Origin of the sequence: Enterobacter sp. CRENT-193 (assembly GCF_002787395.1) — a bacterium.
Lineage (GTDB): Bacteria > Pseudomonadota > Gammaproteobacteria > Enterobacterales > Enterobacteriaceae > Enterobacter > Enterobacter hormaechei_C.
On sequence record NZ_CP024812.1, the window covers coordinates 3,999,886 to 4,013,157 of the forward strand.

At 55.5% G+C, this 13,272-nt stretch carries 9 protein-coding genes; 2 read left to right on the forward strand and 7 right to left on the reverse strand.

What is annotated here, in order from left to right; all coding sequences use genetic code 11:
- Window positions 1-109: 109 nt before the first annotated feature.
- Window positions 110-1,168 carry a porin OmpF gene (gene ompF / locus CU081_RS20065; protein ID WP_022650730.1) on the forward strand — a complete coding sequence of 353 codons (1,059 nt, stop codon included), beginning with the start codon at window positions 110-112 and terminating at the stop codon, window positions 1,166-1,168.
- 184 nt (window positions 1,169-1,352) lie between these two features.
- Entirely contained in the window at window positions 1,353-2,543 is a 1,191-nt protein-coding gene (locus CU081_RS20070) for an amino acid aminotransferase (RefSeq protein ID WP_003858198.1), read from the forward strand.
- Window positions 2,544-2,597: 54 nt separating this feature from the next.
- On the opposite strand, the gene CU081_RS20075 is transcribed toward CU081_RS20070, so the two are convergent.
- The 7 genes from CU081_RS20075 to cmoM form a co-directional block, all read right to left on the reverse strand.
- Window positions 2,598-3,245 carry an MBL fold metallo-hydrolase gene (locus CU081_RS20075; RefSeq protein WP_022650729.1) on the reverse strand — a complete coding sequence of 216 codons (648 nt, stop codon included), beginning with the start codon at window positions 3,243-3,245 and terminating at the stop codon, window positions 2,598-2,600.
- Between the two features lie 20 nt (window positions 3,246-3,265).
- Window positions 3,266-3,817, reverse strand: a complete 552-nt coding sequence (locus CU081_RS20080; RefSeq protein WP_003858202.1) for a YcbK family protein — start codon at window positions 3,815-3,817, stop codon at window positions 3,266-3,268.
- Window positions 3,818-3,992: 175 nt separating this feature from the next.
- The gene (ldtD, locus tag CU081_RS20085) at window positions 3,993-5,816 is read right to left on the reverse strand and encodes a L,D-transpeptidase (protein ID WP_003858203.1); all 1,824 of its coding nucleotides are present in this window, start codon (window positions 5,814-5,816) and stop codon (window positions 3,993-3,995) included.
- 179 nt (window positions 5,817-5,995) lie between these two features.
- A complete protein-coding gene (gene mukB / locus CU081_RS20090; protein ID WP_022650727.1) occupies window positions 5,996-10,444 on the reverse strand; it encodes a chromosome partition protein MukB in 4,449 nt (1,482 codons plus the stop codon).
- Window positions 10,444-11,148 (reverse strand): chromosome partition protein MukE, encoded by a 705-nt coding sequence (mukE, locus tag CU081_RS20095; protein WP_003858208.1) that lies wholly within the window; start codon window positions 11,146-11,148, stop codon window positions 10,444-10,446. The genes mukB and mukE overlap by 1 nt, the downstream gene beginning before the upstream one ends.
- Complete coding sequence (mukF, locus tag CU081_RS20100) at window positions 11,129-12,451, reverse strand: chromosome partition protein MukF (protein WP_003858210.1); 1,323 nt, start codon at window positions 12,449-12,451, stop codon at window positions 11,129-11,131. The genes mukE and mukF overlap by 20 nt, the downstream gene beginning before the upstream one ends.
- 3 nt (window positions 12,452-12,454) lie before the next feature.
- A complete protein-coding gene (gene cmoM / locus CU081_RS20105; RefSeq protein ID WP_003858212.1) occupies window positions 12,455-13,234 on the reverse strand; it encodes a tRNA uridine 5-oxyacetic acid(34) methyltransferase CmoM in 780 nt (259 codons plus the stop codon).
- Window positions 13,235-13,272 lie beyond the last annotated feature (38 nt).

Consider the following 13,272-nt stretch of genomic DNA (forward strand, 5'->3'; position numbering starts at 1 on the left):
TTGTTCGCACCTTCCCTAACTCTCATCAATAGTTCCGGAAATATTTATTGACAGAATTTATTGACGGCAGTGGCGAGTGTCATAAAAAAACCAATGAGGGTAATAAATAATGATGAAGCGCAATATCCTGGCAGTGGTAGTCCCTGCCCTGCTGGTAGCCGGTGCAGCAAACGCTGCTGAAATCTATAACAAAGACGGCAACAAATTAGATCTTTACGGGAAAGCAGTCGGCCTGCATTACTTCTCCGATAATGACAGCAACGATGGCGACAACACTTACGCACGTCTGGGCTTCAAAGGCGAAACTCAGATCAACGATCAGCTGACTGGCTACGGTCAGTGGGAATACAACTTCCAGGGTAACAACTCTGAAGGTGGCGATGCACAGAACGGCAACAAAACCCGTCTGGCATTCGCAGGTCTGAAATTCGGTGACGCAGGCTCCTTCGACTACGGTCGTAACTACGGTCTGGTCTATGATGCAATCGGCATCACCGATATGCTCCCTGAGTTCGGTGGCGACACCGGCGCGAGCGATAACTTCTTCTCTGGCCGTACCGGTGGCCTGGCGACGTACCGTAACAGCAACTTCTTCGGCCTGGTTGACGGTCTGAACTTTGGTGTTCAGTACCTGGGCAAAAACGAGCGTACTGATGCAGTACGTTCCAACGGCGACGGCTGGGCAACCTCACTGAGCTATGATTTCGAAGGCTTCGGCATTGTGGGTGCTTATGGCGCCGCTGACCGTACCAACAACCAGCAGACGCTGGAATGGGGTAAAGGCGACAAAGCTGAACAGTGGGCAACCGGCCTGAAATATGACGCGAACAACATCTACCTGGCAGCTATTTATGGCGAAATGCGTAACGCAGCGCGTCTGGGCAGCCGTGGTTTCGCTAACAAGTCTCAGGACTTCTCTGTCGTCGCTCAGTACCAGTTCGATTTCGGTCTGCGTCCATCCATCGCTTATTACAAATCTAAAGCGAAAGACGTAGAAGGTATCGGTGATGAAGACTACATCAACTACATCGACGTTGGTGCGACATACTACTTCAACAAAAACATGTCTACCTATGTTGACTATCAGATCAACCAGCTGAAAGACGACAACAAGCTGGGCATCAACAACGACGACATCGTGGCTCTGGGTCTGGTTTACCAGTTCTAATCAGCACACCTCGTTGTTATATGCTTAATGAACAGGGCTTCGGCCCTGTTTTTTTATTCCTGAGAGAAAATAATAGCGACTTTTGAAAAGCCGCACGCTTTTCGTCGCAAACGGTTGGCATTTTGTAAATCTACCGTTAACCTGATAGCGGATTTCACTTCTGTAATCACAATGGAACTTCGTCATGTTTGAGAACATTACTGCCGCTCCTGCCGACCCAATTCTGGGCCTGGCCGATCTGTTTCGCGCCGACGACCGCCCTGGAAAAATCAACCTGGGTATTGGTGTATATAAAGATGAAACCGGCAAAACTCCGGTACTGACCAGCGTCAAAAAAGCTGAGCAGTATCTGCTGGAAAACGAAACCACCAAAAACTACCTCGGTATTGATGGTATCCCTGAATTTGGTCGCTGCACCCAGGAGCTGCTGTTCGGCAAAGGCAGCACCATTGTGAGCGAAAAACGCGCCCGCACGGCGCAGACCCCAGGCGGTACCGGCGCACTGCGCGTGGCGGCAGATTTCCTGGCGAAAAACACTTCTGTGAAGCGTGTGTGGGTAAGCAATCCAAGCTGGCCGAACCATAAGAGCGTGTTTAATTCTGCGGGTCTGGAAGTGCGTGAATACGCCTACTACGACGCAGCCAGCCACGCGCTGGATTTCGACGGCCTGCTGGCCAGCCTGAGCGAAGCCCAGGCGGGCGATGTGGTGCTGTTCCACGGCTGCTGCCATAACCCAACCGGTATCGATCCTACGCTTGAGCAGTGGGAACAGCTGGCTAAGCTGTCCGTTGAAAAAGGCTGGCTGCCGCTGTTTGACTTCGCTTACCAGGGCTTTGCCCGTGGTCTGGAAGAAGATGCAGAAGGTCTGCGTGCATTCGCCGCCGTGCATCAGGAGTTGATAGTCGCAAGCTCCTATTCCAAGAACTTTGGTCTGTATAACGAGCGTGTCGGCGCCTGTACGCTGGTGGCTGCTGACGAAGCAACCGTCGATCGCGCATTCAGCCAGATGAAGTCCGTGATCCGCGCTAACTACTCCAACCCACCGGCACACGGTGCGTCTGTGGTCGCGACGATCCTGAGCAACGATGCGCTGCGCGCCATCTGGGAGCAAGAGCTGAACGATATGCGTCAGCGCATTCAGCGCATGCGTCTGCTGTTTGTGAACACGCTGGCTGAGAAAGGCGCTGACCGTGACTTCAGCTTCATCATCAAGCAGAACGGCATGTTCTCCTTCAGCGGCCTGACCAAAGAGCAGGTGCTGCGCCTGCGTGAAGAGTTTGGCGTGTATGCCGTTGCATCTGGCCGCGTGAACGTTGCAGGTATGACGCCTGACAACATGGCGCCGCTGTGCGAAGCCATTGTCGCGGTGCTGTAACCTGCATCCCTAAAAAAAAGCCTGCATCGTGCAGGCTTTTTTATTTTACCGGGTTTACCAGACAGGCATTTCATCCTGAAGGAACGGGTTATGCAACCGCTCATCCCCCAGCGTTGACATTGGTCCGTGTCCAGGGATAAACGTCACATCATCACCTAACGGTAATAACTTCTGCTTAATCGACTGAATCAGCTGACCGTGATCGCCGCGTGGGAAATCACTGCGTCCTACGCCCCCTTTGAAAATCACGTCACCGGAAATCAGCAGACGCGACACGTCATCAAAGAAGACAATATGGCCGGGCGTATGTCCGGGGCAATGCAACACCTGTAAAGTTACATTCCCTACGTTAACGCGATCGTCTTCGTTCAGCCAGCGGTCCGGTGTCAGTGGCTGACAGTCTTCCAGGCCAAACATACGGCTTTGAGCAGGTAATCCCTGTAGCCAGAACTCATCTTCTTTTTCCGGGCCGATAATCGGCACACCGTAGTATTCAGCCAGTTCAGCCGCTGCACCCACATGGTCGAGATGGCCATGGGTGAGTAAAATCTGCATCAGCGTTACACCGCTGGCAGCGACTTCCTGCTTGATTGTCTCAGCGTCGCCACCGGGATCAACAAGCGCGGCCAGTTTAGTTTGTTCACACCAGATCAATGAACAGTTCTGTGAGAACGCGGTAACCGGAATAATACGATAGTTCATACTGCTCCTGTGTTTCGTTATTACCAGTGCCGAACCGGCCCGGTATCAATATGCACAAAGTTGCTACGTGGGTAGTATCCTACACCACCTGCGCGCATAGATAACGCCGCTTTGCGAATATTGGCTAACGAAACGCCCTCAATATGGAAATCCATCGCCTGCCCTTTGGTGTGATAGCTTTTTTTCGCTACCCCACGGCTGTGAGCACGCAGTTCATTGTTGGTATCCAGAGAGCGATAGCCAGAGATGAGCTGCACCGGCCTTTTGGTCCCTAGCAGTCCCTGCAAGCGGTAAAGCTGATCGAATAATCCAGGGTCGATGGCTTTGATTTTATTCGCGCGGAAATCACGGAAAAAATGGTTGAGTCTTGCTAATTCATCCTGAATATAGCCTCTGCCATCGAAAAATTCCGCTTTAAGCGTCTCACCAGTATGCAGATTGTTGAGCGTTAAAATACGCGGACGAGGTGTCGAGAGGGTGGCAAATGCTGGCGTCGGAAGGATGGCTGCTGCGCCCAGCGCAACGCCACCTAACGCCAGCAATTTGCGGCGATTAGCGTCAAATTTGTCCATGATAATCAGGTCTACAGGTAAAAGAAATTGTCAATATGCTTAGCGCACGAAGGGCACCATAACTGGCAAAACCTGTTACGTCAAGGCGCCCAACCCCAGTAAATACGCGGCTTGCAGCCAGATCGCCTCATATTCACCATAACTTACGACAACCATTTTTACCGAACTACTTCATTTACCTGATTAATTGTTCCGCTTTTGGCAAAATTTGTGCGCCGGATCGCGCTGTCAGATCATAATTGTAAATATCTGTACGATACTGGGTACGTCCGTCTGCCCCTACAAACGCCGTCAGATAGTAAAGATTGACCGGAATATTGTGGCGGATATTGACGTAACGCGTATCTCCCTGCTTCAGCGCATCTGATATCCGCGTATCGTTCCAGCCTGCATCCTGCAACAGCATATTTGCCAGCTCAGAGGCCTTGTTCACGCGGACACAGCCCGAGCTGAGCGCGCGTGCGTCTTTCTGGAACAAATTATGGTTCGGGGTATCATGCAGATAGATTGCGTCCGAACTTGGCATATTGAATTTGTAACGTCCCAGCGAGTTATGTGCGCCCGGTGCTTGCTGGAAACGGAACGGCAGGTTCGAAGGCGTAATCGTTGACCAGTCCACCATCCAGGGGTCAATCGCTTCTTTGCTGTTCCAGCCACGCATCACCGTATAGTTATGTCGCTCCAGATAACCCGGGTCATTCCAGACCTTAGGCAGAATATCTTTGCGCGCCAGCGTCGGCGGCACGTTCCACGGCGGGTTAACCACCACGTTATTCAGCGCGCTGCTCATCATTGGCGTTTTACGGTCAGGTCGGCCGACAATCACGCGGGACGCCAGCACTTCACTACCGTCCTGATAGTAGACCAGGGAGTACGCCGGAATGTTGACCATAATGCCGGTGGATAACGTGCCCGGCAGCAAGCGCAAGCGCTGGATATTCAACGCCAGCACTCCAGCCCGCTGGGCCGGAGAGACGTTCAGCCAGTCGCGAGTAGATGGACCAATCACGCCGTCAGCGCCCAGCCCCTGCGCGGCCTGGAACTGCTTCACTGCGGCGACCAGCTCGCGATCGTAAGCGGCGGGCTTATTGCTCAACGCAACGGCGGTTTTCTCTTTTACCGGCGCCGACGGGCTGACGACCGCATTTTGCGTCTCGTCACCGGGCAGCGCAATTTTAGGGCCGCTGTCGAGAATGCCGGAGCGTTTCATAATTTCGCGGATCGCAGGCACATCGCTACTCCACTGCCCCGGACGCAGCGTTGTGGTGCCGCGCAGCTGAGGCCACGGGCGGGAATCCGCAACCAGCTCAAGAAGCGACTGATGCATCGTGGCATACTGCGGATGGGCAGGCGCAAGGCTTGCGATAAAGCGCGGCAGTTCGCCGTTATCCAGCGACAGCTGCCACTGGTTAATGACGGACAGCGCAGGCGTCGCCAGCTTGTACGGCTTACTGCTGTATAACCAGCGGTTGCCGTTCACCGAAATCCCCGCAACAAATTGTAAGTAGCCCATCATGGCATCAGACAGCACCACGTCACGCGCTTGTCCGGTCACGGCAGGATCGGTCAGGAGTTCAACCCAGGTCGTGAACTGCGGCTGAAAACCTGCAATCGCCACTTCAGCCAGCTGCTGCTGGAAGGCACGTACCGCCTCGCGATTTTCCCACATCGGTTTCATATCGCGCGCAGCGTAAAGCAGCGTGAGCTGGTTAATATAAGCGGGAGTATAGCCCGAGGGCAGCCCGGTCATAAGCTGCTGACGTAATGATCCAGTATCGATGCCTTCCGGCAGTGGTTTAATGCCGGCCATGATGGCCGTCGCCGGAGACTGATCCAGCGGTTGTGACAGCGACGTCGGCTGCGCGCCCATCGTCGCGGAGCTGTCAGTCGGTACAATTTCAGGCTCATCGGCCTGAGCGGTAAACAGTGGAGCAAACATCACTGTCAGGCACAAACTCAGCGCAGACAGCTGACGACCACGATTCTTCTTAAGCAACATCCCTTGCCCCCTGTTTTTCACGACATGCCCAGTATTCTGGAGCTTTCCTTCAGTATAGAAAGGCATACACGCTGCTGCCTTGCCTTATGTAAAGAAGTTTAAAGATAACGCAGCCCTGAACACAAGTTAAGTGAATAAAAAAAGCGGCGCATGAGCGCCGCTATTTGTCGCACCCCAGGTTAAGAGGCGTCAGCCGTGCCCGGTAATGACTCCGGTGGCTGCGGGGCGAAACCACGCAGGCCCACGACGTGCACGTGTTCACTGTTCTGGAACACCTTACGCACCAGCTTATAGGTTGTCCCTTTTTCCGGACTGATGTTTTCCGGCGCCGCGATGATGAGCTGCATATCGAGTCGCTCGCAAAGCTCAAACAGCGTGGCGATGGAGCGGGCGTCGAGACGCGCGGCTTCATCGAGGAACAGCAGACGACATGGAGAGATGTCTTTGCCGCGCAGACGACGCGCTTCATCTTCCCAGCTCTGCACCACCATCACCAGAATCGACATACCGGTACCGATGGCTTCACCGGTAGAGAGCGCACCGGATTCCGCGCGCAGCCAGCCGTCTGAGCCACGGTTAACCTCAACTTCCATTTCCAGATAGTTGCGGTAGTCCAGCAGCTCCTCGCCGATGGTTTGCGGCGTACGCTGGCCCATGTCAATCTGCGGATTCAGACGCTGATACAGCTTCGCCAGCGCTTCGGAGAAGGTCAGGCGGTTACTGTTGAACAGATCCTGGTGCTGCTCATGCTGTTCAGACAACACGTCCAGCAGCGTGGAGTGCGCCTCACGCACGTTCACGTTCAGCCTCACGCTGTTGACCTGGCCAAACGACACGCTTTGCAGGCCCTGGTTCAGCTGACGGATACGGTTCTGCTCGCGCTGAATGGTTTTACGAATAATATTCGCCACGCTGCGGGAGCTGATTGCCAGCTTTTGCTCGCGGGAGGTCAGCTCTTCCGTCAGACGGCCCAGCTCGATCTCCATCTGTTCGATCGCTTCAACCGGATCGTCGGTACGGATGATGTCCTGACGGATACGCTCGCGCAAGTGCTGATACACCGCCACGAAGAACTGGATTTTGCGTTCAGGACGCTTCGGATCTTCGGACATGCGCAGCACGTCGCGCAGGTGTTCGTTATCCGCCACCGCCAGACGCAGCGCGCCCAGCGCCTTATCCGACATAGAACGCAGTTCATCGGCCGACAGATACGCCAGCTCGCGGCGGTGCAGACGACGCTCCACGTTGTTGTCTTTCACCATGCGCATCACCGCGCACCAGCCCGCCTTCGCGGTCACAACCTGCTCGCGCATCTCGTGATAGTCACGTTCCAGCTTGCGCAGGCGACGCGTCAGGTTGTCCATCTCCGCTTCACAGAAGGTCAGCGCTTTTTCCAGCTGATTACGACGCGCACGGTTGTTGCTGAGCTGAGCATGCAGCTCATCGCGGCGAATACGTGCCCGCTCTTCTGCACCGCTGTCGGCGCGCACGCCAATGTCCTGCAACTCTTTATGCAGGTCGTTTAACAGCTCTTTCTTGGTGTCGAAGGAGCTTTTCAACGACGCCATCACCTGACTGTACTGGCTCAGCTGTGCGGCGTGAGTACGCATCGCTTCGCGCGCGCGCGTACGTTCCGCTTCCGCCTGCTCAAGGCGCTGGCGCAGCTTTTCATTAAGATCGCTGTTCCCGCTCAGCATTTCTGCTGAATCGGAGTAGCCGAAGTGCGCGCGACGTTGCACCACTTCCGTCAGGGCAAACGCCTGCTGACGCGCTTCGCGCTGCACCTGCTGTGACCAGGCGTAATCCTCTTTTAACTGTTCAAACTGTTCCGGGTCGCTCTGGAGAACGGAAACCATCGGCTCCAGCTTCGCCAGCTGATTGCCGTGCTGCTGCACAAAGCGCGCGGCTTCCTGCGCCTCGTCCAGTCGTTCCTGAATTTCATCCACGCGGTCGGCGAGCGTATCGTCCGCCAGCAGGTTCAGGCGTGGCAGAATGCGGTTAAGCGCCGCAACGCCCTCTTTCGCCTGCTCGAACTGGACGCGGCTCTGCTGGTTGTCATTTTCATGGCTAGCCAGCGCACGCTCCAGCTCACCGCGGCGGGTGTTGAGCTTGCGAATTTCGGCTTCCGGATCGGGCTCAAAGGCCACGCCCAGATGGCTGCCGATAAAGCGGCTGAACGCCTGATGCAGACGCTGCGTTTTTTGTACATCAAACGACAGGGTCGCAAAACGTTCAGAAAGCGTTTCGCGCTCGGCATGCAGGCTTTCAATGCGGCTTTCACGCGCGGCGCGGCCAAACAGCGGCAGTTCCGGGAAGCGCGAATAGCGCCACTGGCGATCGGCGATTTTCACCACCACCGCTTTTTCCAGCTCGTCAACGCTGAATACGCTGTCATCAAACGACTGCGGATCTCCTTCGATGAGGTAGAGATCTTCCGGGCAGTCTTCCAGCCCTGCAAGCTGGTCAGAAATCAGCGACAGATCCGGCACCACAATCGCGTTACGGGATGGACCGTACAGCGCGGAGAAGTACGGCGCATCGTCCAGACCAACATCGTCGTAAATTTCAGACAACAGCACGCCGCCGAAACGCTCGGCTAAGGCATTCAGACGCGGATCTTCTGAGCCGCCAGGCTGGCTTAAACGCTCGATTTCTTCATCGACGTCACGCTTGCGCACGCCCACTTCGTCACGCTCAACAATCGCTTCACGCTCACGCTCCAGCAGCTGTTGCATGTATTCGGTGACGTCCTGGCTGGAGGCAAATTCCTGGCCACACTGTTCGCTGAGCTGGTTCAGGCTGCTTTGTGCAGCCAGCCAGATCGGCGCACGCTGTAAGAGCGTCTTCGAACGGGACTGAAGCTGTTCCAGCTCCTGACGCAGCGTCATGCGCTGTTCGCTGGCATTCGATACGGTATCGGACAGGGCCGCAATACGCGCTTCCAGTTCCTGATGCAGGGCCTCAAGCTCGTCGAAATCGTAATTTTTACCCTGACGCTTGCAGAATTCCGCCAGCAGACGCTCGGCTTCCTGCTGTTCACGCAGACGCTGTTCCAGCTCGTTCAGGCGCATGCGCAGCGGCTGCACCTGTTCGGCCAGATGGCGTTGATTGACGCCGTCGCGCAGCAGCTCACGGGCAACGTCCCACGCTTCGTTACGCGCCAGCGGACCGTTAATCGCCACCACCAGCTGGTACGCCTGCTCAAACTGGCTATGCGCCGTTTGCGCCACGCTCATTTTCTGATCGAGAGAAAGCAGTTTCTCAGTAGCTTCCTGCTCTTTGGCCTGGAAGGTATCCAGCCATTCGTCAGCGCTTTCCGGGGTCAGGTCCGGCAGATGGCACAGCTCTTTGGCACGCTGCAACGCCTGCAACGCCTGGTTGTACTGAATCGCACGCGTCTGCTGCACGTCCAGCGCCTGTTGGTAGTCAGCGAGCTGGCTTTTCAGCTCATCCACTTCCAGCTCGGCGGCTTCCGCGCGGGCTTCGTTCTCTTCCTGCAATTCGGCAGCTTCGGCCACCACTTCATTTTGCTCTTCAAGACGAATTTGCAGCTCATCAAGATCGGCTTCGTAGCGCTCGATTTTTTCCTGCTGACGCAGCGCGGTCTGCACCAGATTCAGATGATCGCTGGCCGCCTGGTAATCGGCTTCCAGATCCCCTTCCGCACCATTGTGCTCGCCCAGTTCGCGCGCCATTTCGACATGCTTATACTGCTCGGCCACCAGCTGTTTGCGGGAGGTAAACAGCTCGCGGCGATACTCCAGCGCCTGATCGAGATGAATACGGCGCTCGTTGGCGTGGCGCATATAGTCCGCCGCCACGTAGTTGGTGGCTTCGCTGATCAGGTGCTTAAACAGGTCCCGGTCAGACTGCGTAACGCGAATCGCTTCCAGCGTCATGCGGTTTTCACGCAGCGCGGCTTCCATATCCTGGAAGGCCTTACGCACGCCGCTGTTTTCCGGCAACAGGTAGTCGCGCAGGGAGCGGGTAATGGCGCTGGAGATACCGCCGTACAGGGAGGCTTCAATCAGACGGTAGTATTTACTACGATCTGACGCGCTGCGCAGACGACGGGCTACCACGCCGAGATCGAACATCAGAGAGTGGTAGTCGGTAATGGAATTAAACTGCTTAAACTGCACGCCTTCGATAGCTTCCAGCTTGTCTTTCAGCTCCTGGAGCGTCAGGACGCGCGCCTGACGTTCATTCAGGGTTTCCGTCAGCAGCGCGGTTGGCTGTACGGAGGTAGGCAGCCCCTGGATCGCAAACGGTTTGATATCTACTTTACGATCGCGGCCGGCAACCTGTTGCAGACGCACGCCTACAACCACGCGCTGATGGCGGGAGTTGATCACGTCCAGCACTGAATAACAAACGCCCGCTTTCAGCTTACCGTGCAGACCTTTATCACGAGAGCCGCTCGTGGCGCCCGCTTCAGTGGTGTTACGGAAGTGCAGCAGGGTCAGGTCAGGTATCAGCGCCGTCACGAAGGCCGCCATGGTGGTGGATTTACCCGCCCCGTTACCGCCGGAGAGCGTTGTCACCAGCTCATCCAGATCGAAGGTTCGGGCAAAGAAGCCGTTCCAGTTAATCAGCGTCAGTGAGCGAAATTTACCGCGTTCAATCATTACTCTTCCTCCCCGCTATCCGGCTGATTCTCTTCGTGCTCGTCATTGAGCTGCAAATGGTTTTCCACCGGCATCGCTTCACCGTCACGTATCATGCGCAGCTGCGCTTCACGCGCATCATCACCCGCACGCACGTCGGCGCCAAAACGGAAGACCGATTCGGTGATGCGGAACTTGCTGCTGTCGTGACCCATGAACCAGACCATTCCCAGACGGCGTAGACGGTTAAGGGATGAGCGAACTTTTTCCTGTAATTTCTGACGGTCCAGATCGGACCCCGTTGAGCGGTTATTCACCAGCTTGAGCAGCTTGCTTTCATCCGCCAGCGACAGCAGCTCATCGTAAAGCTCCTGCTGGGTGAAGATCCCTTCATTCGCCAGACGTTCCGGGCTGAGATAGAGGTAGCAGAGAATTTTGCCGACCATCATATCCAGTTCGGAAAGCACCGAGCGCGGAATAAGCGTGGTAGAGCGCGGACGCAGGTAGAAAAACCCTTCCGGCGCGCGGATCAGCTCAACGTTATAGCGAGCGTAAAACTCTTCCAGGTACTCCTGAAAGTCCATCAAAAAGGCGTGATTATCCAGCTCGTCAAGGCCAATGTGACGACCGGCACGCAGCTGGCTGTCCAGCGCCGGAAACAACGGATTCGCCAGCGCCTGTGCCAGCTTAACTGGCATCACTTGTTCAATATTTGTCAATGACATGCGCCTGTACCTTGGCTCCGTAATCGTTAATCGGCTGCCACTTCGGCGGCAGTCCGGTGAAATCGGCTTGTGCGATGCCCAGGCGCACCGCCTGGTCTACAACAATGCGGGCAACATCGAAGTGGCGCGCGCGCGGATACTGCGCCAGATAGTCGCGTACCACGAGGCCAAGATCCAGCGGTGCTTGTCTGGTTTTGTAGACAGCGAGCTGTTCTTCGATCATCGCCGCAAGCTGCTCGCGAATTTCGTTAAATTCTTCGTATTCCAGATCCGGCGGCAGTTCACCGGTGACCTCTTCATCGCGCAGCGCCATCTCTTCGTCGCGCATATCCAGCAGACGATCGGCGTTGGCGTGGGTCAGCGCCCACGGCGCATCGAAATAGGTCTGTACCGACTGGCGCAGACGTTGAGCAAAGACGCGATTCTTATCCATATCGATGGCGGTACGGATAAATTTATGCACGTGGCGGTCGTAACCGATCCACAGGTCGATTGACTGCTGGCCCCAGCTGATAATGCGGTCAAGCTTGCTCTGCAAATCAAACACCAGACGGTCGATAAAATGCAGATCGTCGTGCGCCATTGTCGCGTCCTGGATGCGCAGCAGATTGGCCTGTAGCTTATCCCCCGCCGCCTCCAGCGTATCCTGCAACTCACGCAGCGTACCGGACGTTTCTGACAGCAAGAGTTCACAGCTGGAGATAGCCGCACGCCAGTCTTTATTAAGCAGTTGAGCGATATCGTCTTTCACCTGCTGCTGCTGTTCGTCCATCAGACGTTGAGTCAGATCGATACTGTCGAAAATCTCGGCGACCGAGTATTTCAGCGGCGCGTAAACGTTGCGATGCCAGTGGAATTCGTCACCGTTTTCATCAGCCGCGTCGGCGGCACGCTTCAGCTCACCTGCAACAATAGAGAGCTGCATGGAGAGACGCAGCGTGGAAAATTCGCGCTGGCGGATGTAATAGTCGGTAATGCCAATGCCCAGTGGCGTAAGACGATAGATGGCGTTTCCTTCCGCCTGCTCGCTGGTAAAGCGGTTCAGCAGACGTTGACGCACCATATCATTGATTGCGTTGTTGGCACGCACGCTAATGGTTTCGCTGGTTTGCTCAAACGCATCACTGACGTGGCGGAACGCATCCACCAGTTCGCCTTCACTCATTTCGCCATCCAGGCGTTCGCCGTTTAGCGTCGCAACCGCCAGCAGGAATGAGAGTCTGTCTACCGGCAGCGAGATGGAGAAATCGTTTTTCCTGGCCCAGGCAACCAGTTCGGGGACTGTCTGGGAAAATTCACTCATAGATTATCCTTGCATCTGCGGCTTGCGCGCGGTGACGTGTATATAGCGGCCAAGGCTCAGATAAGGCTCCTGGCGGCAGTACCGCGTCTCTATTTCTGTTAAGGCGTCTAAACAGTCGTCCTGTTTTTGTTTATCACGCAGATAATCATGAAACACCCTCACGCCGGTTTTGCCGGTAATTTCCCAACCGATCTCCTCCAGCCAGCCATAAACCTGCTGCGGTTCACGGGGGAAATCCGGTGAAAGCGTGCGTCGTTTCTTTTTATACATGCCCTGCTGTACGTAGCCAAAATTGCCGACCAGCACGTTTCGCATTAGCAGGCCGTTGGCATTGTAAAACATCAGCGATAACGCACCGCCCGGGCGCAACATCGACCACAGCGTTTTTAACATCGCCTGGGGTTCGGCGATCCATTCGAGCACAGCATGAAACAATATCAGATCAACCTGCGTTTCCAAATGCTGCGGAATGTCCTGAGCGGCGCAATGTATAAAATGCATGTTGTCGCTCACACCTTTCTCTTCTGCCGCTCGCCCGGCGCGCGCAACCATCTCGGCAGAAAGATCGCAAAGCGTGACGTGATGTCCCCGCTGCGCCATCAGAATTGCAGTCTGACCTTCCCCACCGCCGGCATCCAGCACGCGCAACGGTCGGTCACCGAATTCAGCCAGCAGCTTGTCCAGATCCTGCCAGAGGATCGTCTGACGAAGCTGACCTTTGGTGGTGCCATAAATGTTGCGCGAAAACTTTTCCGCGATGTCATCAAAATTGCGATCCCGCATTGGGAGGGTTCCACTCACTGCAAAACCGCTATTTTGTC